28 protein-coding genes, 1 tRNA gene and 2 pseudogenes are annotated in these 25903 nt (G+C 33.8%); 4 read left to right on the top strand and 27 right to left on the bottom strand.

The features are described 5' to 3' along the window. Positions 1-169: 169 nt before the first annotated feature. Positions 170-1108 carry a DMT family transporter gene (locus AAHB15_RS16880; protein ID WP_342042854.1) on the bottom strand — a complete coding sequence of 313 codons (939 nt, stop codon included), beginning with the start codon at positions 1106-1108 and terminating at the stop codon, positions 170-172. Between the two features lie 299 nt (positions 1109-1407). Between AAHB15_RS16880 and pdxR the strand changes: the two genes are divergently transcribed. After that, positions 1408-2886, top strand: a complete 1479-nt coding sequence (gene pdxR / locus AAHB15_RS16875; RefSeq protein WP_342042853.1) for a MocR-like pyridoxine biosynthesis transcription factor PdxR — start codon at positions 1408-1410, stop codon at positions 2884-2886. 659 nt (positions 2887-3545) lie between these two features. On the opposite strand, the gene AAHB15_RS16870 is transcribed toward pdxR, so the two are convergent. From AAHB15_RS16870 to AAHB15_RS16765, 22 genes are all read right to left on the bottom strand, one after another. Beyond that, positions 3546-4208: a carboxymuconolactone decarboxylase family protein gene (locus AAHB15_RS16870; protein WP_342042852.1), complete on the bottom strand. Its 663-nt coding sequence runs from the start codon at positions 4206-4208 to the stop codon at positions 3546-3548. A gap of 90 nt (positions 4209-4298) precedes the next feature. Beyond that, on the bottom strand, positions 4299-4637 hold the full coding sequence (gene ytxJ / locus AAHB15_RS16865) for a bacillithiol system redox-active protein YtxJ (RefSeq protein ID WP_342042851.1): 339 nt from the start codon (positions 4635-4637) through the stop codon (positions 4299-4301). A gap of 162 nt (positions 4638-4799) precedes the next feature. Beyond that, positions 4800-5096, bottom strand: coding sequence for a hypothetical protein (locus AAHB15_RS16860; RefSeq protein ID WP_342042850.1), 297 nt, complete (start codon positions 5094-5096; stop codon positions 4800-4802). Positions 5097-5416: 320 nt separating this feature from the next. Then, the gene (locus AAHB15_RS16855; RefSeq protein ID WP_342042849.1) at positions 5417-5755 is read right to left on the bottom strand and encodes a thioredoxin family protein; all 339 of its coding nucleotides are present in this window, start codon (positions 5753-5755) and stop codon (positions 5417-5419) included. Positions 5756-5768: 13 nt separating this feature from the next. After that, the gene (locus tag AAHB15_RS30220; RefSeq protein ID WP_446715875.1) at positions 5769-6038 is read right to left on the bottom strand and encodes a metal-sensing transcriptional repressor; all 270 of its coding nucleotides are present in this window, start codon (positions 6036-6038) and stop codon (positions 5769-5771) included. A gap of 826 nt (positions 6039-6864) precedes the next feature. Continuing rightward, positions 6865-8301 carry an MFS transporter gene (locus AAHB15_RS16845; protein ID WP_342042848.1) on the bottom strand — a complete coding sequence of 479 codons (1437 nt, stop codon included), beginning with the start codon at positions 8299-8301 and terminating at the stop codon, positions 6865-6867. 112 nt (positions 8302-8413) lie between these two features. Beyond that, positions 8414-9340 (bottom strand): thioredoxin-disulfide reductase, encoded by a 927-nt coding sequence (gene trxB, locus AAHB15_RS16840; protein ID WP_342042847.1) that lies wholly within the window; start codon positions 9338-9340, stop codon positions 8414-8416. A gap of 328 nt (positions 9341-9668) precedes the next feature. Beyond that, positions 9669-9989, bottom strand: coding sequence for a thioredoxin (gene trxA / locus AAHB15_RS16835; protein ID WP_342042846.1), 321 nt, complete (start codon positions 9987-9989; stop codon positions 9669-9671). Between the two features lie 217 nt (positions 9990-10206). Next, on the bottom strand, positions 10207-10860 hold the full coding sequence (locus AAHB15_RS16830) for an ArsR/SmtB family transcription factor (RefSeq protein WP_342042845.1): 654 nt from the start codon (positions 10858-10860) through the stop codon (positions 10207-10209). 385 nt (positions 10861-11245) lie between these two features. Next, complete coding sequence (locus AAHB15_RS16825) at positions 11246-11806, bottom strand: TetR/AcrR family transcriptional regulator (protein ID WP_342042844.1); 561 nt, start codon at positions 11804-11806, stop codon at positions 11246-11248. Positions 11807-12064: 258 nt separating this feature from the next. Then, entirely contained in the window at positions 12065-12829 is a 765-nt protein-coding gene (locus AAHB15_RS16820; protein ID WP_342042843.1) for an SDR family NAD(P)-dependent oxidoreductase, read from the bottom strand. 599 nt (positions 12830-13428) lie between these two features. Beyond that, positions 13429-14058, bottom strand: coding sequence for a recombinase family protein (locus AAHB15_RS16815; protein WP_342042842.1), 630 nt, complete (start codon positions 14056-14058; stop codon positions 13429-13431). A 423-nt stretch (positions 14059-14481) separates the two neighbouring features. Further along, on the bottom strand, positions 14482-15159 hold the full coding sequence (locus AAHB15_RS16810) for a hypothetical protein (RefSeq protein WP_342042841.1): 678 nt from the start codon (positions 15157-15159) through the stop codon (positions 14482-14484). Between the two features lie 2 nt (positions 15160-15161). Beyond that, positions 15162-15623 (bottom strand): hypothetical protein, encoded by a 462-nt coding sequence (locus tag AAHB15_RS16805; protein ID WP_342042840.1) that lies wholly within the window; start codon positions 15621-15623, stop codon positions 15162-15164. 1 nt (position 15624) lies between these two features. After that, a complete protein-coding gene (locus AAHB15_RS16800; protein WP_342042839.1) occupies positions 15625-16536 on the bottom strand; it encodes a ParA family protein in 912 nt (303 codons plus the stop codon). Positions 16537-17035: 499 nt separating this feature from the next. Further along, positions 17036-17413 carry a hypothetical protein gene (locus tag AAHB15_RS16795; protein WP_342042838.1) on the bottom strand — a complete coding sequence of 126 codons (378 nt, stop codon included), beginning with the start codon at positions 17411-17413 and terminating at the stop codon, positions 17036-17038. Positions 17414-17444: 31 nt separating this feature from the next. Then, positions 17445-17666 carry a hypothetical protein gene (locus AAHB15_RS16790; RefSeq protein ID WP_342042837.1) on the bottom strand — a complete coding sequence of 74 codons (222 nt, stop codon included), beginning with the start codon at positions 17664-17666 and terminating at the stop codon, positions 17445-17447. Between the two features lie 160 nt (positions 17667-17826). Then, positions 17827-18249 carry a hypothetical protein gene (locus tag AAHB15_RS16785; protein WP_342042836.1) on the bottom strand — a complete coding sequence of 141 codons (423 nt, stop codon included), beginning with the start codon at positions 18247-18249 and terminating at the stop codon, positions 17827-17829. Next, positions 18249-19934: a hypothetical protein gene (locus tag AAHB15_RS16780; RefSeq protein WP_342042835.1), complete on the bottom strand. Its 1686-nt coding sequence runs from the start codon at positions 19932-19934 to the stop codon at positions 18249-18251. The genes AAHB15_RS16785 and AAHB15_RS16780 overlap by 1 nt, the downstream gene beginning before the upstream one ends. After that, positions 19924-20787: a bifunctional DNA primase/polymerase gene (locus AAHB15_RS16775; protein WP_342042834.1), complete on the bottom strand. Its 864-nt coding sequence runs from the start codon at positions 20785-20787 to the stop codon at positions 19924-19926. The genes AAHB15_RS16780 and AAHB15_RS16775 overlap by 11 nt, the downstream gene beginning before the upstream one ends. Then, positions 20780-20989: a helix-turn-helix domain-containing protein gene (locus AAHB15_RS16770; RefSeq protein WP_342042833.1), complete on the bottom strand. Its 210-nt coding sequence runs from the start codon at positions 20987-20989 to the stop codon at positions 20780-20782. Before AAHB15_RS16770 ends, AAHB15_RS16775 begins: the two co-directional genes overlap by 8 nt. Continuing rightward, on the bottom strand, positions 20990-21226 hold the full coding sequence (locus AAHB15_RS16765; protein ID WP_342042832.1) for a helix-turn-helix transcriptional regulator: 237 nt from the start codon (positions 21224-21226) through the stop codon (positions 20990-20992). Positions 21227-21240: 14 nt separating this feature from the next. Here AAHB15_RS16765 and AAHB15_RS16760 point away from each other — a divergent pair, with 14 nt between their 5' ends. Then, positions 21241-21720 (top strand): helix-turn-helix domain-containing protein, encoded by a 480-nt coding sequence (locus AAHB15_RS16760; RefSeq protein ID WP_342042831.1) that lies wholly within the window; start codon positions 21241-21243, stop codon positions 21718-21720. Positions 21721-21881: 161 nt separating this feature from the next. Continuing rightward, entirely contained in the window at positions 21882-23015 is a 1134-nt protein-coding gene (locus AAHB15_RS16755; RefSeq protein WP_342042830.1) for a site-specific integrase, read from the top strand. Positions 23016-23140: 125 nt separating this feature from the next. On the opposite strand, the gene AAHB15_RS16750 is transcribed toward AAHB15_RS16755, so the two are convergent. Beyond that, positions 23141-23237, bottom strand: a tRNA-Sec gene (locus tag AAHB15_RS16750). Positions 23238-23290: 53 nt separating this feature from the next. On the opposite strand from AAHB15_RS16750, the pseudogene AAHB15_RS16745 reads away from it, so the two are divergent. After that, a pseudogene (locus tag AAHB15_RS16745) lies at positions 23291-23578 on the top strand (LLM class flavin-dependent oxidoreductase); the annotation flags it as partial. Positions 23579-23740: 162 nt separating this feature from the next. Here the strand turns inward: AAHB15_RS16745 and AAHB15_RS16740 are convergent. The 3 genes and pseudogenes from AAHB15_RS16740 to AAHB15_RS16730 form a co-directional block, all read right to left on the bottom strand. Next, positions 23741-24382: pseudogene (locus AAHB15_RS16740) on the bottom strand (acyl-CoA dehydrogenase family protein); the annotation flags it as partial. Between the two features lie 26 nt (positions 24383-24408). After that, positions 24409-24537, bottom strand: a complete 129-nt coding sequence (locus AAHB15_RS16735; RefSeq protein ID WP_342042829.1) for a hypothetical protein — start codon at positions 24535-24537, stop codon at positions 24409-24411. An 856-nt stretch (positions 24538-25393) separates the two neighbouring features. After that, the gene (locus tag AAHB15_RS16730; RefSeq protein ID WP_144568051.1) at positions 25394-25834 is read right to left on the bottom strand and encodes a CoxG family protein; all 441 of its coding nucleotides are present in this window, start codon (positions 25832-25834) and stop codon (positions 25394-25396) included. Positions 25835-25903 lie beyond the last annotated feature (69 nt).

The raw sequence follows: 25903 nt of genomic DNA, 5'->3' as shown, positions 1-25903 counted from the left end.
TTTTATTATTTAGGTTCAAGTATCTTTGGTTGGTTAAGTGGTTATTTATTTTTGTCTTTAATGGTCTTTTTATTTTTATAGTAAGCCGTTTATTAATATCCATAACAATATTTCTGCGCAAGGTTGAGAAATAAGAACCTCAAATTGCTAATACTAGGGAGAGTATAGGTTATCCAACACTCTTTTTTGTATTATTAATCCGTTTATGCTTTTTCTCCCATAGTTTTTCACTATAACTTGTCCCAAATAGAATTCCAGCCACAATAAACACAAATCCAATTAATTGTGAAGCTGTTATGGTTTCATTTAAGAAAAGGGCGGAGAATACAAGACCAAAAAACGGAACAAAGTTATCAAATAAGGCGGCTTGCCCTGCCCCTATCTGCTGAATAGCTCCATAAAAAACAATATAGCCCACTCCTGTTGACACCACCCCTGATACGATCAACAAAAAGTAAATAAATAAAGAGGCAGAAGTCATTTCAGTGACTCCCCTAGGTTCAGTTATAAAACTGATGATCAACAAACCAACTGAGCCTGCTAGGGACATTATTGTTGTTAACTGTTTTGAATCAAGTGTTTCTGTTGCTTTTTTTACGAAAATAAAACTAATGGCTTGCACCAACATGGCAATAAATAAATACAATTCTCCTTTAGATAATTGCATACTACTGAATGAACCGCCTTGAATAAAAAAGACACCGGTAAATGCGAGAATAATACCTATGATTCGCCACCTGGTTAATTGCTCACCTAAGAAGAGGGCGGCAAGTAATGCTGTTGTAAGCGGTACTAATGCGAGGATTAAAGAAGCATTAGAAGCATCAATCATTGTTAAGCCTACTGCTATAAGCGAGTGATGTAGAATGACACCAAATAACATTCCGAGCAGTGTATAAATCCATTCCCTTTTCGATAAACGACGAAAGGATTTTCCAATAGCGATTATGAATAATGCTGTAATCCCAGCCATCATAATTCGAAATGCCGTCATTGTTTGTGGAGGTAAATCTTCCACCAATACTTTAATTATGACAATATTGAGCCCCCAAATAGCCGTGACAAAAAATAATAAACCATATGTTATTAATAATCGTTTTTGATTCACAAGTTCCCCTCCAATTTTTTTCCCTTATGTATCCATTTTCCTAAAAATTTAACATTTCATTTTCAAAACAGGCAATGCCATTTCCCCCTCATCACACATTAGTAAAATGCATTGGCTAATCTCTTTCAACTTTATGTGTTATATTACTTCGTCACATATATAACACTCAACACGGTTCTATAACACTTTAAAAGTGGTTTCACTTCTTAGCATGATTAAAACTCCACAAAGTGTTATAATGAATTTATTTTTTTCACTTAGTTATATCGAACTATGCATAACATTAAGGGGTAATTATTATGCAAATTGATGTCCAAAGAAATACTGGAATATCACTTTCTAACCAAATATATCAATCAATTGTTGACCGTATCCGATCAGGACTTTTGGAAGAAGGATTGAAGTTGCCTTCAGTACGCAACCTTTCAAAACAACTGGAGGTAAGTTTGGTTACAGTTGTGAAGGCGTATAAGCAATTAGAACAAGATGGTTTTATTACTTCTACCCAAGGAAAAGGTACATTTGTAAAAGCTAAAATAAAAGAAGGTATTGGAGAAAAAGAAGCAATTCCTTCATACGATTGGCAATTATCGCTTCAAGATTATTTACCCAGATCCCAGTTTGCTCGTTATCATATTGGGACTCAAAAGGTCCATCTTTCATCATCTATGATAGATCCTAAACTTTTACCAAATCGATATTTCGAGCAAGAGGTTCAACGAGTTTTTTCAGAAAACCCAGAGTTATTGTCTATATATGGAGACATTCAAGGTGATAGTCAACTAAGAAGTAAAATGTCTGAGTATTTAAAAAGGTCAGGGGTTCTCTCTACACCAGAAAACATCTTAGTTACAAGTGGTCTTCAACAAGGTATTGATCTTATTGCTCGTACATTTGTTGGACCCGGTGATGTTGTGGTAATGGAAGCTCCTACCTACCCTGGAGCAATAGATGTTTTTAGTGGAAGGGGGGCTACTATACTCACTGTGCCTATTGATAAGGATGGAATGCGAATAGATATACTCCAAAATGTGTGCGAAAAACATAAACCTAAAATTATCTTTACGATTCCTACTTTTCATAATCCAACAGGTGTTGTTATGACTTTAAAACGACGTAAGCAGTTACTTGATATAGCTCAAAGCATCCAATGTATTATTGTAGAGGACGATCCATGCAGTGAAATTTATTTTGAAAAGAAACCACCTGTTCCCCTTAAAAGTATGGATCAGTTCGGGCATGTGATTTATTTAAGAGGATTAAGTAAAACCATTGCACCGAGTTGTAGAATAGGAATATTATCAGCTTCAGGCTCCATTTTCAATCGGTTATTAGCAGCAAAGGCAAATGCTGATTTAGGAAGTCCTTTACTTTCACAAAGGGCAATCCTTCCTTTAATTAACTCTAAAAGAATGGTAGATCACACCAAGAAATTGCGGACGGCTCTAAGAATTCGAAGAGATTTGGTTCTTGAATTACTAAAAAAACATTCTCCTGATGGAGTATCATGGATAATACCTGAAGGGGGGTTAAATTTATGGATCAGTCTACCATCTTCGATAGATAGTCACTATCTTTTATCAGAGGCAAAAAAACAACAAATAACATTCTTACCAGGATCAGCATGTTACCCAGTTGGACAAGAAAATAATCATTTACGAGTTAGTTACTCCTATATGAATGAGGAATTATTAACTCATGGAATTACAACATTATGTAATATACTTCATGCTATGATTCCATCAGAAAAAATAAGTTGCAATAAACCATTTTTTTAATATGACGCAGTGAGCTTTATTGTAATAATAACGCAATCCATAAAGATGGATAAAAAGCTGTTGTAATGCCAGTTCAAAAAAGCCCTAGATATCCCATTCCAAGTTCAAATACTAAACCCCTGAGATTTGGAGGGGTCTTTTTTCGTTGAGGAAAAGGATAATTTTCTAGGGAGACGCATTATCATGTGAATTTTCGTAATTAACATAAAAATGTAAATTATGAAATATTTCCAATAAAATAAAGGTATCTTAGTATAATAAGCACCGCTTCACAAACATGTATAAATATAAAGTCTATACAGTTTCTCTAGAAATTAATTGAATGATTACTGACAGACCATATTGGTTCTTGTTTTACCATCATTCAACCTTTATCCATTATTACTATTTCGGCATTCTACATGACAAGATTATATAATATCGACAACTAAAAATGATGTGGTATTGTCCAAAAATATCATAACAAATTAATGTACAAAAGCTTCTGTAATTAATAAAAGAGCCATCGGCTCTTTTATTTAACGACTAAAGTGAAGTTTTAGTATTATGCGCAGCAAAAAGTTCTTCCCTAAACATAGAAGGATTCTTAGGAAAAGTTCTCAATCCATATTTGGTAGAACTAGTTATTCGCTTTGACCTTAAAAGTTAACAAACCCAAGTTAAATTGACTCATCGAATGCAATTAATGCATTTACTCCATGAGCAAGGGCAGATCCTGCTTTCAGTGCTGTAGCTACCATAATAGATTCAGCAACTTCTTCCTTCGTCGCTTTTGCTTTTTTTGCTCCTTTAGTGTGAATATCAATGCAATAAGGACACCCTGTTGTATGTGCTACAGCTATTGCAATAAGCTCTTTTTCCTTAACACTAAGTTCTCCTGCTTTCATTGCATGTTGATCAAATGCAATAAATGCTTTAAAAGTGTCTCCGTTTAACTGTGAAAATTCTTTTAATCGATTAAAATAAGCTGCTCTATACAATTCATCATCTTCATTTTTATCATAAGCATTAAGAGCGTTAACTCCATGAGCAAGAGCCGACCCTGCCTTTAGGGCAGTGGCAATCATCACTGCTTCAGCCATTTCCTCTTTTGATACTTCCTTGTTTTTTGCCTGCTTGACATGGAGGTCTATACAATAAGGACACCCTGTTGTATGTGCTACAGCTATTGCAATAAGCTCTTTTAATTTCGAGCTTAATTTACCCTCACCCAGTGCCTTCTTGTCAAAAGTCACAAATGCATTAAATACATCAGGAGACAATTTACTAAATTCATTTAAACGATTAATATTTGATTTTTTAAATAGACTATCTTTATTCATTATTATCTCCTCAACTTATCTGAATATTAGGAAAATTAGCTACCTACCGGTCGGTACAAAAAGGGCTTATTATAACATTCTACTTTTCGATTAATTTAATACTGCTGTCATATGTTCAGTCGTAACTGACCAATGTGATGCAGTCCAATATTTAGATTTATCCTTAACAAAAATAACTTGTGGAGATTCATGCTTGACGTTCAAGTCCTCCGCAATTTTATTAGAAACCGCGCGTGACTCGATTACTTTAATAATAATGTAGTCTACATTATTATTTGGTAAGCCTTCTAAATAATGCTCGTATTCTTTTAGTGCATTAGAGCTCACGGGACAGGTAGTACTATGCTTTAGAATGACCTGTCCACGTTTTGTAGACTTCTCTAAAGTGTCATCCCACTCTTCTAATGTTGTTATTTCTTTCCACTTCATTTCATTTCCCTCCCTCACAATAATCGTAAATACGCTACCCAGTATTATAAAGAACTCTTGTTTTTAGAGAGGGAGCCGAGGAAACTTCTCTCTCCCCCTTTATCATTAACAAGAATACTAAAAAATGAATTTGTAACTAATCCTACAACTCGTCATTGACATTTAGCTAGCGCTATAAATTCTAACCTCTGGATCGGACTTTAACAAATCTTTTAGCCCAACAACAACATCATTATTGAAAAGCTCGCTTTCAAGATAAGTTTGTGCTTCTGCAACACTGTTAAACCCATGTAATACCTGAACATCTTCATCACGAATTAAAAGTTCTTTAGAGATCGCTCCAGGAATATCTTTCAAAAATGGCTCCTTATAGGTAGTATAAACCTTTGCTGCATCTGCTCGATTAGCAACATCAATATTTAAAGTAATTTGAAGATAAGCTTTTGGTGTAGTTTCCAAAATAATACGCCTCCATTTTTATTTTAAATTAATCAATTGTTCAATTGATTAATTGAATTATATTATTGATATTATTATAAGTCAAGCGAAAATACCCCCCTTGTCTCTATCTCACAAATATATAAGAGGAATTTACCTTCCTAATCAAAGTTGAATTAAGAGACAACATAATAAAGCCACCCTATACCTACTAGTAGGTATAGGGTGGTAGAGATACAAATTAATTTTTGCAGCTACTTGGCCATTAATAAATAACATATGTTCTTATCTAATCTTTACGTCTTTTATAGATAATCATTCTTATTTTTTTACTTTTATTTCTATTGTTGATTATACATTCCATAAATTTTCTCTATTCGTTTCTCTAACTCATCAAAGTGAACAAACCGAGCCTCTCTCAGTAATTCTTTACCATCTATAAATAAAATTAGTGAAGGTACAGTAAAAATAGAGAATTTAGCTGCAACTTCTTCTACCTCATAGGCGTTTATATGTCCTAGATGAATAAGTGGAAACTTGTCCAGCAATTCTCTTAGCTTTGGTAAAACAGCATGACATACACCACAATCTTGTCTAGACACGTATAAAAAACTTAATTCATGATTTTTTAAAAAATCTTCTATCATATTCATCGAAGTTAATTCTTCTAGCTTTTTCATTTTGGTTCCTCCTTTATTTATTGATTAGAAATCTAATTTGATATACTTTTACTATTTTTAATTTCCAACAAAATACTATTACCAGTAATGGTATAAAAATAATCAAATTTGTTACCTGAATATTCTTAAGGATGGGTGTTTGCTTGATATAAAGCATTGCCTGTAGCTGATAATTAAGTAAAAACTCTCCACAATCTTTTCCCTGTTCCATCATGTTTAATATCCATTTCACTTGTCCTCCAATTCTTTTCAAATGATTTTTAACATGTTGATCATACTCCATTAGTCCAAGATCCTTTTCTTTGATTATCAGTGCATGGATATTGCATTAATTCATAACTATTAATCGTAAATCCTTTGTTTAACAAAAAACGCAATCCTAAGTTCAATTCTAATTTATCTTCAGCTATAACATGTATTTTACCGGGGGGGACTTCCATATAAAAGCGGTTTAGGTATGCAAAGGGAATATTCAAGGTATAAGAATCGGAATTCGAGATTTCATTGTAATTCCGAATATCTAATACAATAATAGTAGAATCTTTTAATTGATTTTTTTCAATACAATGAATCCCTTTCACAGGGTAATATCTCTTATATATTATTAGTAATATAAGTGTTAATAATGGAATGACTAAATAAATAATTTTAAAAACCTCACTACTAAAAAATTTTGATTTATAAAAACACAACTATTACCCGCCATAGTATATGGCCGATGGGTTTCTCAATTAATTTTAGTACCACTCACTTTAAACTCGTCATATAAATCTTCGATCAAGGAATGGAAATACTTGCAAAAGATGAATTAATCTATTTCGCTATTTTTGATTATAGAAAAAGGAGCAAACATTTTCATGATTGCTCCTTTTTTATTTTTTATCTTAATCGAGCTGTAACTCCACCATCAAGTGCCATAATAATGCCTGTAATCCATGATGATGAATCATCTGCAAAGAATCAAACTGCATTAACACTGTGGTCCTAGCACGTAGAAAATGTATTATTTGTACATGAATGATTCTTATATTTATGCCTTTACAATATTTTGATGCTGGTAAACCTCGTTTACGAGTTCTCCTGTGGCTTTACTAGCCATCCTTTAAAGTTTATCCGTTTCTCTGCATCTTGCGCATGTTGATAAGGTGTATCATTGATGACAGCATACCTAGCAAAGCCAATCCCGCAACGATAACATTCGCTAAATTCATATTAGGCAGAAGTTGATTGGACTGGATAGGTTCATTTGACCCATTGAGTACAGCAGTTATGATAGCTAAAGAAATCGCTCCACCAATTTGCAAACTAGTGTTAACAAGACCAGATGCAAGACCCTGTTCCTCAGGTGCTACACCTGAGGTCGCTTGGACATTAACTCCAGGAAAGGCGAAAACGAATCCGATACCAATAAGGATCATCGTTGGCAAAAGGAAATTCCAGTATGGCAATGATGGATCAACCCTAAAGAATAATAGATATGCGATAGATACCATTGTTAAGCCAATAAAAATAGATAAAGCTGTTCCAAGGCGTTTAATTACACGGTCAATACGTGGGCCAAAAACCACTTGGAAAAGGCTTGAAGGTAAAAATGATAAAGCTACCAAGAATGGTGCCCAACCAAGTGAATCTTGCAAGTAAATTGTTACGATAAATTGGAAAGCCATGAAACTTCCCAACAACATCATAGCAGCGAAATTCGCATTAACTAACTTCATTGAACGTAAAATGCCTAGGCGAACAAGAGGATGCGGATGTCTTTTTTCTATTAGAATAAACACCATCATTAAGATCACACTAACAAGTAGTAGTAGAATAGTCCAAATATTTGTCCAACCTTTTTCAGGAGCTTCGACAAGTGCATATACAAGCAACAGTAATGAACCAGTGATAGTAAGTGTACCCCAAATATCGAACTGCTTGAGTGAGACGCGTTCCCGAGAAGATTGTGGTACTAGTCGTAACCCTGCAAGAAGAAGCACAAGAGCTACTGGACCCGGAGCGAATAAAGTAGAGCGCCAACCAACTTCTGTAAGAAGTCCCCCGAAAACAAGGCCTAACGCGAAACCGGTCATCCCAATAACTGAATAGATACTAAGTGCTCTCGTTCTATTTGGTCCTTCAACGAAAGACGTGCTAACGATTGACATACCAGCAGGAACCGTGAATCCAGCTGATATGCCTTTCAGAAGTCTTAAAACAATGATTGCAATTTCGTTACTCAAGAAAGAGCTTAATATTGAAGACACTCCGAACACTGCAACCGCAGTTAGAAATACCTGACGGCGTCCTAGCAAATCAGAAACTCGGCCACCTAGGAGAAGGAACCCTCCATACCCAAGGATATACGCATTAACAATCCATTGTAGCGAACTAGTGGAAAGATTGAGGTCTTCTCCTATGGAAGGTAAAGCAATGTTTACCATCGAAAGATCGACCCCATCAAGGAAAAGGGCTCCCGAAACTACGAGAAGAAGACCCCATACACGTAAACTCCATTTAGTGTTTTCATTATTATTTGTTAAATTATTATCTAGAACTGACAAATTATCACTCCTTATCTTATATTTAATAAAGTAAAAGTGTTAGATTTTACTAATTATTATTACTTGCGATTGAAAGTATTTATTTAAAGAACTTTGAAACCCTTAGCTGCTCTTAATGTTCTTGAGATTCGATAAATCTTTCGCTATCTATTGCAGCCATACTACCACTACCAGCTGCAGTGATAGCTTGACGATATTTGCTGTCCTGTACATCGCCACAAGCAAATACACCAGGTATGTTTGTTTCGGTTGTTCCCGGTTTGGTTAAGATATATCCATTTTCATCAGTATTTATTTGTCCATTCAGGAAATCCGTATTTGGGCGATGACCAATAGCAACAAAAATCCCCTCAGCTTGGATAATTTCTTCTTTACCTGATACATTGTTTATAACTTTCAATCCAGTTATTCCACTTTCACCTTTTACTACTTCGACTGGAGTCCTGTTTAATGCCCATTCAATTTTTTCGTTTTCAAAAGCACGGTCCTGCATGATTTTAGAAGCTCTCAATTCCTCACGCCTGTGCACTAAAGTAACTTTGGATGCAAAACGTGTCAAAAAATTGGCTTCTTCTAATGCAGAATCCCCGCCACCAATCACTATTATCTCTTTGTCCCTAAAGAAGAAACCATCACATGTTGCACAGGTGCTCACACCATAACCGATACTTTCTTTTTCATTTGGAATTCCTAGGTATTTCGCACTTGCACCTGTAGAGATAATAAGGGTTTCACTCACAATTTCGCCTCTACCCTCTACCTGTAATTTAAATGGACGCTCCGACATATCCACTTTTTTCACCCAACCTGTATAAAATTCGGCTCCAAATCGCTCTGCTTGTTTTCGCATATTATCCATTAATTCAGGACCCTTGATACCTTCGGGAAAACCTGGGAAATTTTCAACCTCAGTCGTTGTTGTTAACTGTCCTCCTGGTTCTGGTCCCTCTATTACAAGAGGTTTCATATTGGCACGGGCTAAGTAGATTGCTGCTGTCAACCCGGCAGGTCCTGTACCTATGATTACTGATTTATACATTAATAATTCCTCCCTACTTTATGTTGAAATTGAATTCCTCTTTATTCAATTAATCAATCAAATAATTGAATTATAGTTATCAAAATCCCTTTCGTCAAGTAGTAACTATTCGTCCGCAATACCATTTTTGGAAAAATAATTAATACAAAATAAAAGTTAATTTTCAACTTTGATCTCAAAATAAACATATCTAAACTCATTTATTTGATATTATCTTTGTTTATAACCTGAATTTGAATGAATAATCTATATGCCCTTTTAAAGTTTTACTGAAAGAAATCGGCAATAACTTTTCAAAAGTATTGCCGATTTTTCATCAATTCCTAATTTAATTTCCATTTAGTTTTAAAATTTTATCTTTCAATACATGCTTTTGATTTACACCTACCATCATATCTACCACCTTACCATTTTTAAACAGTAGCAAAGTAGGGATACTTCTTATGCCAAATTGTGAAGATAACTCAGGCTCTTCGTCCACATTGACTTTAGCAATTGTTGCTTGTCCCTTCATTTCTTTCCCTAATTCTTCTACAATTGGAAGTTGAACTTTACAAGGTCCGCACCAAGGAGCCCAGAAATCAACCAATGTCACACCTGATTGAACGGTTTTTTGAAATGTTTCATTTGTTAATGAGATTGCACCCATAATATATCCTCCTTAATTTTATTAGTCATGTTATTTTCTTTAAATCAATTATTCAATTGATTAATTGAATTATATAATTAGAAATGCTTTTCGTCAACTCCAATAAATTTGCCTAATTCTACAAGGAATATATTTATATAAGACCCATGTTTTTCCTTAATAAAAAAGCACAGCCCTAATAGAGCTGTGCCTTAACATACAATAAATAAATTTCAAATTATTTCCTATTCCAATCATGAACCCCTTCTTCTATTCGATAAGCAGTGAATCCTTTTTTCTGCATTTCTTCAACTGCGTATGTTGTATACACACAATAGGGTCCTTTACAATATGCTGCTAGTGGAATATCTTTCGGAAGACTTTGAAGATATTCATCAAGTTCTTCCAACGGTACTGAAATGGCTCCTGCAATATGCCCCGCCTCATATTCGTCCTTAGGGCGAATATCTAAGACAACAATTGTTTTGGATTCCATCTTTTTTAGTAACTCACTTTTAGAAATAGTTTGAACATCTTCGTATTTTTGTAATAATTCATCTTTAATGCGAGGTATATCTGAGAGTTGAATTTCGCAAACTTTCCATAAAGACATTAAAAAATCCAATACTGCAGAATCTGCTAATGAATAAATCACATAGGTTCCTTTTTTGTTAAATTTTACTAATTGTGCATCTAATAGTACTTGAAGGTGACGGGATACATTAGCAACAGTCATTCCAGACTGCTGGCTTATATTTTCTACAGATTTAGGACCATTAGAAAGTAAATCCAAAATCTCTAGTCGCTTGTCACTAGATAAACATTTACCTATACGTGCGTATTGTTGATATAATCTTTCTTTAAAAGAAGAATCTAAATTTAAATGCTCCATAAAATTTATCCTTTCATATTCAATTGAATATTATTTTCATTATAATTTATATATTATAGTACCACAAATCAAGGTCACTATTTTAGTCTAAGGGATAAAGTTTGAAGAATTTTATTAAATCGTTCTTTTAAATTCCAGAATAAGAAGTGTTTGTATTTTTTCTTTAAGAAGCGAGGTAATACCACTGAAAAATAAAATAATAAACAGTGATAATTATTTTCGGAGTAAGAACTTGAATAGGAAAATTATTATATACTGTTAATAAATTGTTACTATCGTCCACACCGTTCAATAGCCATTTGGAATTACCCCTTCTCTTTTAATATAGGTAAAGGTTAAATGAATAGAGGTATTCATTTAACCTTTACAATAAAACACTTTCCTTTCAAAAACTAAAATGCTCCACAAGTGAATCAAAATATTCGATACTTCCCGAAGACCTAGATATCAATTGAGCACCTTGAACGTAAGCGACTAACACCTTGGCTTGTTTTGCAACATTGGTTGAACTGATCTGACCAAGCTCTTTTCCTTTTTCAAGTACCTTTTCAACCCAGCTTTCATTTTCACTGAAAAATAAATTTATTTGATTTCGTATTTCTTCTGGGAATGAGTTTATTTCTGCAGCCATCATTGTACATAAGCATAGTTTGTTTTTGTTCTCCAATGTTTCTCGATACATTCCAAAAAAACCATTAATTTTTTCATTTGTGTCTTGTGATTGAAAATCAATTTTATGGAGTCTTTCCATAAAATCCTTTCGATACCGAAGAACTACAGCCTGTACTAAATCTTTCTTTGAAGGAAAATGATAATGTATACTAGCCTTACGGATACCGATAGCTTCTGCAATATCCGCATAGCTAAACCCATTATATCCTCGTTCCTGGACTAATTTTTGGCCAATATCCATAATGTTTTGTAAAGTATTATTTTGTGTTTTCATACAAAGAATCTACCATTTAGTAAGTATACCGTCAACATACTTCCCCCTTTAAAATGACATCTACTAAGTAGTAAGATCAACTATACTTCGAAGTTGTTCTAGCTATACTGCTTATTAAAGATAATAAGATTCCGCCTAATAAAAAAACTTTGCTTTATTAGTTACTTAACTCCTTATTTTTATATCATGCTGATCTTACCAATAAAGGACGACGTAAATTATGGGCCAACCATTAACCGGTTGACCCATACTAATAAATTATCTCAGACGAGCAGTGACACCGCCGTCAAGTGGCATAACAATACCAGTAACCCATGTAGCGTCCGCAAGGAATAAAACCGCATTTGCTACATCATCTGGAGTACCATTACGTCCAATTGGATGAAATTCATTAAAAGTTGGTAGCACATTTGCTACTTCTTCTTCAGTCATAAATGTATTGTAGATTGGAGTCTCTACAACCGCAGGTGCTACTGCATTAACTCTAATGTTATCTCCAGCAAACTCAATGGCAAGATTTCTTGTCAATGCGTGACGTCCAGCCATAGCTGCAGAGTAAGCTGATGAAGGTGTTGCCTCCACTGCTGAAATCGCCCACATTGAACCCGTATTTACAATTGCTCCTCCTCCTCTTTTTTTCATTTCTGGAATGACAGCTTGAGAAGGATAGAAAGTTCCTTTTACAATTGTATCAAGATATGATTGTAAATCTTCTGGCGTATGCTCAAGGAAAGGAGTTGGGTTGAATTTACCAGTGTTGTTAACTAGTACATCAATACCACCAAATGCTTCTACAGCAACCTTTACTAATTTAGTTGAAGTTTCCCGATTACTAATATCACCAGAAACTGCTAACACCTTCTTACCTGATGGGTCTATTTCTAACGCAGTTTTCGTTAAAACATCTTTCCTACGGCCGTTAATAATTACATTTGCTCCTTCTTCATAAAATTTTTGTGCTGTAGACTTTCCAATTCCTGTTCCCCCACCTGTTACGATAACTGTTTTATTTTCAAATCTCATTTTGTTCATCTCCTAATAATTTATTTTAATACTTCACTACAATTTAATTTCATTAGCAGAATTCTCACCGTTCTACATAAATACTTTACTTCAAAAAACAATTTATTTAACCACTCTACCTACTAATAGGTAGGTTTATCTGGTATCAACTCATCACCTCCTTAATATTAGTAATTAAGTCTTAATTAAACCTCCTATTTCGTATTATTTATTCTAAATATAATGGACAATTGAATCCTTAAATTAAGGTACGCTATATTTACTTGCTTCAAGTTCATCTAATATCGATCCTTACGAACAACAATAATTTTATTCGACCTTTTATTAAAATATTCAATTGATTAATTGAATTATATATTTAAAAAAAATAACAGTCAAGTATAAAATACAAATTTCCTACCACTACTTTTTTATAAACGCCCGTTACCATTCGAATGTTACATAATTAAATAAAAATCGCTAATATAAACTGGAGCCTTTTTCTTAGTAAAAGATTGGATTTTTCTATAACTTTGTGAAACATTACACTTAAACTAAACTCCTGTTAGCTTAAGTACATTTTTTCACAAACTTATTCTTGTTTTAAAAGGGCACTATTGCTAGTGCCTACTCACTTCATATTCCTTCATAATTTTATAAAATGTATTTTTCTTTAAATCCATTTTATTCATAAATTCAACTGCTGTTATTTCGTTCTTTTTCCATGATTCATATTTAGTTTTTAAAATTGCTGTCTGTTTCTCATTTAATGATTCTAGGCTTATTTTCGGTCTGCCTAGATGTTTACCTTTTGCTTTGGCCGATTCAATTCCTTCTCGTTGCCTCCTATTAATATCCTCTCTTTCTTTTTCCGCAACAAACGAAAGAACTTGTAATACTAATTCGGAAACAAAGTTCCCTAGAGTGTCCTTATATTGGGTTGTGTCCAACAATGGCATATCAATTACCCTAATGTCAGCTTTTATTTCGGAAGTAATGATTTCCCATTCTTTTTTAATCTCTTTGGAATTTCGGCCAAAACGGTCAATCGACTTTATATAAAGTAAGTCACCTTCACGTAAGCACTGTTTTAATGCTTTGTATTGTGGGCGATTAAAATTTTTCCCGCTTTCTTTATCTAAAAATATATCCCTTTCATTTATACCTAGTTCAAGCATTTCGTTAAGTTGACGATCAATATTTTGGCCTTTACTGCTTACTCGAATATAACCGAATATTTTATTTTTCATGATGTAAGTATCTCCTTGATGCTTTTCTGTATGATACTTAAATCATAACAAAATAATTTATAAAGGTATATAACATTTTACAAACGTTTATAAATGTTTTTAAGACTTTTTACAACTAATAAATCATTAATAAATTAAATAGTGTAATACTGTTTATAATGGTATACCTTTTTAAACAACCAAATTCAAAAAGAACAGAGGAATATCCACTGTTCTAATAGTCAAATTGAAACGAAAGCTTTTTAGATAAAGAGAGACGTAAAACGTTTTAGAGGCAATTTAATAGCACTATTGGCTTATCCATTTTATACTCGCTTGCTGGTGGTTCTACTCACAGAGGCTCCATGTAACGGCAATGACACTTTAAAATATAGTACAGGCTAAATACTACACACGTAAAATAAATTACGTATAAAAACTGATTTATTTATCATAAAATATATTGTAATTCGAATCTCCCACTATATTTAACATTCTATTCAAATTAGCAGCATTTAGATTTGTTTTTTTTGTTCGTATTTCTTTTAAAAAGAATGGAATCATGAGCTCGTTTATCTTTTTATAAACTTTTAAAATTCTCTTTAAATGCTCTACATTCTCTGTAGTTCGGATGGAGATAAGAAATTCTTGTTCAGAAAGTTTATGAACATTCTCTCCATGAACATCTTTTGAATATGTCCCAAAATTATTACATAAACACTCATAAAAATCCTTATATCGATGTTGAAAACCTTTTGACTCTAAAGCTGTTTTCATCGTACTAAAAGACGCTTCTTTTAAATCAACTATTGGGCATTTTAACAAAGATACACTTAATCTAAATAAATTTTCTACGATAGCTCGAATAATAATTCCATTTACAAATTGATCGTTAGAAGGCATATGATAAAGAGTTCTTATATTAAGTAAATAGAAGGTTTGATATAACGTTTCTCTCTCTTCATTTGTCTCTATATCTATTTGTCTTATTAGGTCCATAAACTCTATGTTATTCTGAATAACATCATAAATATCCCGCATTAATTTTGTATTTGGCACAGGAGAATTCGGAAAGTGCTTCTCAACAAAAGCTTCATATTTAGAAAATTCTATGTCTGACAATTCTACTCACCCCTCTTAAAACGGTTGAACAATGAATCAGTATAATTCTTATGCTTCTTTTCTACACTCAGTTTATCTTTTTCCACATCTATATCACTGTCCCTTAAATTGTTATTTTCAGATTTACTCTTTAATAAATTTTCATTTAAAGATACATTATTTAAAGCTTCTTCAAGGTGGTTTTTTATATCTAATGCAAAATTATAATTAAACAATTTAGTTTCTTTTTTAATTATTTTAAGAACTTGCCCTAACAAAATCGCTCTACTATGATATGCATATGGTCTAATATTTTTAAAATTCTGGTTCGAAGAAATTAAGAAATCTTTAATTTGACTATTTCTATTAAATATCTCTGTTGACAACAAAAAAGCGGTTACTATACTGTATAGCTCGAATCTTATTTTTTCATCACTGTCAGCCTTTTTTATATTCGAAACTCTAGTATGTAAATGTTCAATCATCTTATACCTCCTGTTTTAGAACAGGTATTTCAAAAGAATTTATTCTTGACTCTAATTCCTTTACAATCTTCCTTAAATTATCATAAGAGTAATCTGAGTTTGAATCAGCAATAAAATAATCTATCTTCTTAGGAATAGAAGCATTTACTCTAAAAGCCTCTTTAAAGAAATGTACTTTTAATTCTTTCAATACTTCGCTTCTACGAATGTCCGAAATCATATCCTTCATCCCTTGTTGAATACTAGCATCTCGTGGAATATTAGAAAAAAGAACACCTAAATGATCCAATGGTAAAGCTTTGAATCTATCTCTATATACCGCTTTTAATCTATCTACAACCTGGAATAATAAATCTATCCCTAAAATAGAATATGAGTCTGGATGAATTGGTGAAACATAAAAATCACTCGCCAGTAACGCAGCAGTAGTGTAAAAAGAAAAAGTTGGGGGGCAATCTAGGAATATATATTCATATTCATCTCTGATATTGAAATCTTCTATGAAATTTTTTAAAGCATTTTCACTTTCTGAACTACCTGACGATCTTTCAAAAAAGACTGCATTTAAATCTCCGGGAATAATTGATAAATTTTCATTTAAAGTTAAAATAAAGTCTTCAATCTTTACACCTTCAACTATAGATTTATATTCAAAAACATTACTAATAGTTGCAGTACAAACTTTATAGTCTTTATTTACATCGGTTTCACTTTCATAATGATGCTTATAATTAAACTTTTCAAATATAGATTGTGTTAGATTTCCTTGAGGATCAACATCAACTACTAAGACCTTCTTCCTGCTATTTTCCAATTTATAACTATTAGCCAAAAAATAAGCAATCTCTTTACATAAAGTGGTCTTTCCTACCCCACCTTTCATATTAAGCAGTGCAATTATATTTCTTTTCATAAAACTTATTCCCCTATTCTTATGTTTTTATTTTAGTATATAGTAACTATTTTTATTTTTCCAGGCTAACTCTTCCATGTTTTTCTAACACCTTCCTTATATAACAAAACCTCCAAATTTAGTAATTTGAGGGCTATCTTTTGTTGTATCAAAATTTAAAAAGACACCATTGCTAGTGCATACTCGCTTCATATACCTAAATAATTTGTAAAATGTATTTTGCTTAAATCCCATTTGATTCATAAAATCAACTGCCTTTATTCCCTTCCTTTTCCATAATTCATAATTTGCTTTTAAAGTTGTTTTTTGGCTCTCACTGATTCTAGACTCATTTTCGGTCTACCTAGTTGTTTACCTTTTGTTTTTACAGACTCAATTCCTTCTCGTTAACTTCTGATTAAACAACCTGAGTCCATATTTATATGAGACTCAGGCTGATTAGTTGTGATTTTTTATTACTGATTGCACTTTTTAACAGTTTATTTGAATCCTATAACCCCTAAGATTTCCAAATTTTTAAATCAGGTTCCTTCGTATTCAGAACTTTTCCCTTCTCTTCCAGATATTTATATGTCACCTTTAGATTGTGATACCAAACATCGATCCCTGTTTCATCCTCATATCTCGGTTCATAGCCTTCGTTCATTGCAGCAACCTTAATATAAACATCCCGGTAAGAAAATGTCCTGTCAACAACACTCTCCTCACACAGCTGGCAGTAGCGAATGCAAGCTTGCAAATCTCCTTCTTCGATAGCGGGAGAAAGGCTTTCCAATTCTTCATTCCTTTTAACTCTTTCACGCCACTCTTGTACTGGGTCTTTTCCCTTTGGCTTTATGCTTCGTTCGAGATGTTTCAACCGGGATTTTAAACTCATTCAAAATCGGTCCTTTCATAAAATTTCTGTGTTATTCCTGGTTTTCTAACAATTTCTCAATCTTGTTCATTCTTTCCGCTAAATCACCTAGTTCCATTGATTTTAAAGCTGTATTCGATAACGTTGCTATGGTTTTGGCCTTATCTATTGTCATTTCACCATCCTGAAGCAAAATATTAATTACCTTTGCTATCATTCTTCTAATGTCCTGCGGCTTGTTGATTCGAATTTTTTTAGTGAAATGTCCGTTCATTTTTTGGCTCCTTTTTTTATAAATTAGGAAAATACCATAATATCAGGGCTTTCACCGATTTCAAGTTTACAAAAAGTGTATAAAAAGACCATTTTTCATTACATTTTAGTCTATTTAATTCTATAAATATTCGATTTCCTATGTGATGATAAATGATTAACTACTGTAAATATCTACTGTTTTGCTTCTGTTGAACAAAATCACAAAATTTTTTTGCTTTAATAATAACCTTTTCAAATTCAGGACTTCTGTATATTACTTTAGTACTTGTAGCTTGCTTCCTGTTCGCATGGAGTGTTTCCGTCCATAACTCCCAAATTCCGTTATACCCTTCCATGTATAAAATGATTTTTTTATTAATGGAACGAAAGTATATTTGACCAGGTAGACCTATTATAAAGCCCATTTTCTTTACTTGATTATCTCTTTTAAGAATTTTTAGTATTTGTGTTTTATGCTCAATAATTTTTACTTTTAAGAGGGAAGGCAGGGAGTCAATATTCATAACTCTAATATTTTCTCCCTCAGGTATCATTTCACATCCGATCTGTTCTGCTAATTGAATTAATTTTACTTCAAACATCAAATGAGCCCACTTTTATGAATTTTGGGTAAGTTTGGTTTTTTATCTACATTATCTTCATTATCGTCATGAATGGTTCTGAAGTGTGATTTATTGTGTGACGATCTTTTTTCTACACATACTGTGTTTTTACTTTCTGTCATTCTATCATCTTCCGTTAAAGATCGATTTGACGTATTTGGTGTAGATAATGTAGATAATGGTGTTGATTCATCCGTTTTTTCTAATCTTACCTTTGCTCCTTTACTCGTACGCCCTAAGTCTAAATAATTAATTCCTTTTACTCTTAAGGCGGGGGCTATTCTCCTTAACCTTTCTTTTAACTTCCTAGAGGTCGGCCATGCTTTACTATATTTTGTTATTGCTTCCTCTGTGTAATTGTTCAATTCATCAAGCGTTTCCCCTACTGTCCCTTCCCAACTTGTTTTTTCTTCCATAAAGGCTTGTACTGCAACCGCCACTGGGTCGGATTCAAGCCCCTGGTCTATAGCCTCATTTCTGTTATTAGTGTATACATTCATAAACGTCCCGGTTTCCCATCCTAAACATTTCTCCGCTGCTGTTGCCCATTGTGCAAAGTCTGCCATGCGTGGCTTTGCCGTTAGATTGGTATTTGGGAGTTCTTTAATTGCGCCGCTTAAAACATCAAGTAACCCCCCTAAAATAATGGGATGGGCTTCCTTAAAAGATTTCCAAAAGGTTTTTTCATCAGTTCTACGCTCTTCAGGGATCGACGGCAGGAATAAAACTAATGAGCGATCTAGTAAGTCCTGTCTTTTAGCAATATCGTCAATTCCGTTTAATATTGCTGGTCTCATAATGTTAAAAACGGCCTCTTCATCATCAGTAAATAGCATTCGGGTAGCAAGCCCGCCACCAGTTGATAGCTTACATAGTGCATCACTTATCATATTAGAAAGACCAGATAAATTATCAAATGCCAAGATCCAGGAATTATTAGCTGCAATTGATAAATCCCGCTCTTCCCTTGGCAATGATCTAAGTGGCATTGTGGATGGGTCAACAATAGTTCTTAAAACTCGTGTTGTAGTACTTTTTGCGCTACCTTGTTCACCTTGTATAGTTAAGATTGGGTAAGGACTATTTGGTCGTAAAGTTGAAAGCAGCCATGCGACAATAAGGACCCAATCTGTTTCATTTTTATAATTAATATATTTTTTTAATTCTTCTATACTTCCCCCACTAATGGGCTTTGGAATTTCCTCCGCTATTTTTGAACGTTTGAATTTAACAGGTGGATTGCTCACGATTTCCCAGCCTTCGGAAGTTACTTTTACTACTTCCCAACTTTCATCGCAAAGATCAATATATATTGTATTATCCTTTTGAGCTATTCGGGTAAAAACGTTCATTTTTTCTCCTTCAAATAGAGCTTTTGCCTTTAGTATATTTATTGCCTCAGCCAAAGCTTGATTTCCAGCAACTTTTCCGTATTTATCATAAAAGGTTTTAGTCAACCATAATTTGAATACTCTCCCATTCAATGAATATGTTTCATAATGACTTTTCACTTTAAAGGTAGCAAATGGCTCAAGTTCATCTGTATGAAACAATTCCGAATCCGATACTGCTAATCTAATTAGAATTTGGGATTGTGTTTCTTTTTCGGTCTTCGTATTTTCTTCATCTTGTTCAGCAGCTAGTTTTGCAATATTATCTTCCATTCCTATCCATCCTTTTACGCCTAGCTCGTTCCTGCTTCGCAACACTATTTATAATAGTGTAAAGTTCTTTTTTACTTAACGGAGGGGTATTTCGAGCGTTCCACATTTCCATAATTTCCTGCGTTGCAAAAGGATCAATATACCTCCTTAAAAGGTATCCCGTTAATTGGGTAGCAACGATATTCCTCTCCCCCCTGCCCACCCCTTTAAGAACATCTTTCCAATATGTAGCGGGTTTTTTATTATGATCCAGGCTTTTCCCTTTAATTAGCCTTGCCAACCATTCAGGACATTCTGCTATCCTAACCCTGAATGGATGACCAGTCATCTTCCATTCATACTCCAGACCGCATTTATGAAGTGAAGGAGCACCTACGATATACCCCCCGTCCGTTTTTATATCAATCCCAGGCATTAAAATATTTGTAAAATTAAAAGAACCAGGGTATTTGAGAAGGATATGTTGTCCCCCTCCCCCTGATACGGCCTCTACAGTTTCAGGAAGTTGTCCAAATTCACTTATTAATTCTCCAAAAGATTGATTCCCACCGTTCCTTGGGTCAATGTCTATGACGATAATTCCATTTATTTTCCCAGTTGCAATACCAATATTAGAGATTGGCCATTTTGCCCACCACTGATTAATTTTGAATTTATCAGTTGTTGCAGACTTATACCCCCCCGTTATCCTAGGGTGTTTTCCTGGGCTTTTACAGTCCTTTTTTAAGCAGGTACAGCGCCCATCCTGTATTGAGTGGAGAGGAAAAACTGCCCAATTCAACTTTTCCGCATAGCTTAACGCTGCTCTATGAAATTTCGATATTTTATTCAAGTTCTTCACCCATTTATTCATTTACTTTTCCTTCATAAATATCGACTCCATACCATTTAAAAAATGCATCTCTAGGAATTAGAATTCTTCTCCCCACACGTATGGAAGGAAATCCCTTCTGTTTGGTCAAATCATAGGTTGATGCTTTAGATAATCTAAGAATCTTTTGTAAATCTTCAACACGTAAAGTTAATGGATAGTCTTTCGGATTTAATTCACTCAATTAATACTCCCCACCTTCACCCAAATGCTCTTCATGGTTTACATTATTGTTAAAAAAAATATCATTTGGATTTTTAGATAGTACTTTGCAAATAATTGATACCGTTTTAACTGTTGGGTTGCTATATCCATTTTCTATATTACTAATAGTAATACGATTTAAGTTAGTACGTCTTGCTAATTCAGAAATAGACATTCCCTGATTAGTACGAACCTCTTTTAGCTTATTGCTCTTCATGATTTACACCTCCTATGACTAGAGTGTATATTAAAGGTTGCTACTTTGTCAACCATGGTGTACAATATTTATTAAAATTAACTATAAGCGGTGGTAAAATGAACGAATTCGGCAATTATTTAAAAGAATTAAGAGGAAAACTTTCATTAAGAGATGTACAAAAAGGAACAGGAATAAGTCACACCTACTTAAGTACTTTAGAAAAAGGGTATGACCCTCGAACTAAAAAGCAACGGAAGCCAACACCTGAAATATTAAAGAAGCTTTCTTTATTTTATGGTGTTTCTTATACTGAATTAATGGATAAAGCGGGATATATAAATTTAGAAGGGAATATCAAAGCTCATTCAAAAATTACTGGAGACTTTACAGTAACCAAGGATTTATTCTATTTGTTAAGTAATGAAGGGAGTATTAGCTTTAAAAACAAGCCGCTTACTAATGAAGAAAAGGAAAAAATACTTATCTTTATAGAAAAAGTGTTACTAAAATAAGGATTTATTTTATTCGTAGAATCATTGCAAAAGAGGCAAATTATGTAAAATGAATTTATTAAGTACTTAGGAAGGTATCTTGATTAAGGTAAAGGGGGTGATTCATTTGATTTAACCAAAAATATCTTTAAAATTTTTTTATTTTTTTAGGAGGTTTTATAATGAGAGGATCTATTAAAAAAGATGGTAATTCATGGAACGTAGTTTTTGACTTAGGAAAGGATCCCGTTACAGGGAAAAGGAAGCAAAAAAGAAAAAGAGGCTTTAAAACCAAAAAGGAAGCGGAAAAATATATTAACGAACAATTAAATGCAATTGATAAGGGAACATATTTTGAGCCAAGTGAAATTACTCTAAGCGAATACTTGGATTATTGGCTCGAAAATCATGCAAAACCTAATACTGCTCACCGAACTTATGAAAATTATCAATACATGATTAATCTACATTTAAAGCCAGTATTAGGCCCTATTAAAATTTCCAAGTTGCAACCATCACACTTACAAGAGTATTACGCCCAAAAACTAAGTAATGGAAAAATAGATGAAGGCGGTCTTTCTGCACAATCAGTAAAACACCACCACCGGCTAATTTTTAAGGCCTTAAAAGATGCAGTGAAATGGCAATTAATTGTAAGGAATGTGGCTGAGGCGGTAACTCCACCCAAAACAAGGAAAGTTGAAATGCAAACATGGGACAATGAACAGGTTAAAGTCTTCTTGAATGTAAGTAAAGATTCCCCTTATTATCCAATTTATTTAACTGCGATTAATACTGGAATGCGACGTGGTGAAGTCTTGGGTTTAAGGTGGCAGGATATTGATTTTGATAATAATATAGTCTATGTTCGACAATCATTACAGGAAGTCAAAAATGTAGGATTAACGTTTAAGGAGCCCAAATCAGGTAAAACCAGATCAATATCTGTAACCCCTTCTCTAATAAAAGAATTAAAAAAAATTTATAAACAACAATTAGAAAACAAGCTTTTAATAGGACAAGGGTACAAAGATTTGGATTTAGTATTTGCTCAAAGAAATGGTAAACCAATTCAACCAACCGAAATGGCCAGAAATTATCGTAAGATCGTAGACTTAAGTGGTTTACCCTATATAAGGTTTCATGACTTAAGACATACCCATGCTACTTTATTATTAAAACAAGGAGTACATCCTAAAGTGGTTTCGGAGAGACTGGGTCATTCAACTATTGGAATTACAATGGACACATACACTCATGTTTTACCGAATATGCAAAAAGAAGCTGCTCTCCTACTTGAGCAACTTATAAAATAGAAATTATTTTTAATTATAACGTTGTGATTAAAGTGTGACCAAAAGGCGGATTTTTTACTTTTTTAAACTTAAAACCCCTCTTATAACTTCACAGAAATTCCTCAAAAACCCTTATATATCAAGGTTGGCGGGACTGCGTGGGAATCGAACCCACCAGACCTGGCACGCAGGTCTCAAGCAGTTTTGAAGACTGTGGAGGACACCAGTACCCCATTCAGCCCCGTGTAATGCAGTAATATCAAAGGGTCTCGGCAGCCTCTTGAAAGTAATTTAGTTATCCGTACCATTCTAATTATTGGCATTTCCTTAATCGCCAGCATGGGGTAAGTGAGACTTTATCTAGAGCAGAATTTGAACAGATGTGTGGTAAAGAAACTGCCCTTTTTGTGGGAAGCTCACAGCAAATTATTGAAAAGATCATGCGCCAATACGAGTTGTTTGGTCACCACCGGTTTATGGCACAAATAGATTTTGGTGGTATGCCCTTTAAAAAGATCGCCGAGAACATCGAGCGGTTGGCAACAGAAGTAGCGCCTGTTATACCAAAAGAAACAAGCAAATGAATATAACAAAAATGAAATGGCGTGATGTGTTTCAAGATACTGATGAATTCCATCCTTTAACTTTCAAACCAAAAAGGATAAGACCTTTATGATTAAAAAGACAGCCTGAGTTGCAGCGAGGCCACTGAAAAACTAATCTCAACCCAATACAAAAAAGGCAATTCACCCTCTGGATTTAGACGGTAAATTGCCTTTTTCCTTTTTATTTTTTACTTTTTCACTTAGGAGTTTTATGATTCTCTTGAGATTAACTGCCCTCCACCCCTGATTAACCTCTCCAATCAGATTGTTTTTTGGAACTCTTACATTTTCAAAGAACACATCATTTGTTGTATGATTTCCCCATGTTCTTTGTTTTACTAGAGTGACTCCCGGTGCATTATTTGGAATAATAATGACGGAAATCCCTTTATGTTTTGGCGCCGCAGGATCTGTCCGTACATCTGTCCATTGATGGGTTACCTTGTGCCCGAATGTATTCCAGGTTTTTTGCCCATTTATGACCCATTCATCACCATCTAAGACGACGGTTGCTTGAAGGCCTGCCAGGTCTGTCCCGGCATTAGGTTCTGAGTACCCAAGGGCAAAATCGGCTTCACTAGCCATGATCTTCGGGAGCCATTCCTTTTTATTCTCTTCCGTGCCAAACATAAAAATTGCCGGTGCCACAATGGAAAGTGATGCTCCTGAAGGATGGGGCGCCTTTGCATAAGCAAATTCTTCATTGAAGATAAACTTTTCCATAGCTGTTAGACCTAATCCCCCCATTTCCTTTGGCCAATTAATTGCGGCCCATCCTTTTTCAACTAGTCTTCTACATTACTCTTTTTCTAATGGACCTGTGTTTTACCTTGGTTTACTTCTGCTTCTAGAAGCAATTCCGGTGTGATTATTTCTCGTAAGAATTCTCTGATTTCCTGTTGCCAGGTTAATTGTTCCTCTGTTAATTGAAACCTCAATTATTTACCTCCCTACCATTGTAAGCGTTTACTGTTCCCATTATATTTTTAATATTCCAACCTTTCAATGAACATAAAAAGCATTATTAATGTCTAATATACAAATACTACAAAGAAAGTAGACTATCTCATAAATAATCCACTTATTTGCCTGATTTGTTAACTCAAGCCAAGTTCGAATTTCATGAGTATAGGCACTAGATAAAATGGGATCAAAATGTTGAGCTAATGGTGCTAACGGAAGGTTCTCGTAAACATCCTGCCTCATTTGATGACTTGGATGTACATCAAGTGTTAGCTTTGTGACTACTTTAGAGTTAGTTTGTTTACCGATTGGCAGGATGAAGGGACTAAACAGGTGGGTTAAAGAGCAAACTGAGGGATTTATTCCTTATTGTGTTAAAGATCCCCGTTACTTTAAGTGTAATTCTTCACAAATTTTTATGTTAAGGATAAAAAAAGACTATTGTATTTGAATAAGCTAACCTGTACTCCCTTATTTTTTTAACACCTTAACTAACATAACCATTAGAAATCCAATAATAACAAGTATTGCTATAGGTGTTATTGTATTTAATATCATATACTTCCCTCCTAAGGTATCCTAATTACAATTATACAATAAATACCAATTAATGTGGAAAATTATTGAACAAACCTACTTTTTAGCTGAATTAGAAAAAGGGGCTGCAGCAGCAACCCGATTGTTCAACGAAAGCACACCTATAATGGAATAACTAAAACATGATGAGAATGTTTTAAACAAATTAAAATCTACTTTCACTAAATCTCCCGTTATTTAATGTTTACTATTAAATAACTAATATAAATTTGCTTGGTCAATAAATATCAAAAACTATGAGAATACTGCAATTTTACGTGCGATAGATTCTGTTAAACGAGATGCCACTTTGGGAACAGCCCATTTAATAATTGGTGTTAACACCGCACCCGATAATCCGCCTGCATGGACTTCCACCCTACAAGTCATTGTTGTTTTACCATTAACATCTTCTGAAGTAAAGTGACCGCTTCCTGTAAAATTATCTGATAAACCTTTTAGTTCAAACTTAATATTTGAAGGTTCATTCCATTCGGTAATATCTACCTGCGCTTGTATTGTTTTTTTAATACCTTTCACACTACCTTCAAATGTCCAAATAGATTGCTGGTCATTTATGATTTCATGTTCTTTATAGGCTGGTACTGTCGTTGCCCATTTTTCAAGATCGCTGACATAATCCCAAACTGCTTGCACATCTACTGGAATTTCTACTGTATGTATTCCTGTTGCCATTATGATTCCCACTTTCACTACGTATGAATTGTAAATTTATATTTCTTCAAAATAATTATTACATAACAG

It is taken from the genome of Bacillus sp. OTU2372, assembly GCF_038440275.1.
Taxonomy (GTDB): Bacteria; Bacillota; Bacilli; order Bacillales; family Cytobacillaceae; genus Neobacillus; species Neobacillus bataviensis_B.
This window is presented reverse-complemented; position numbering and strand designations above follow the sequence as displayed.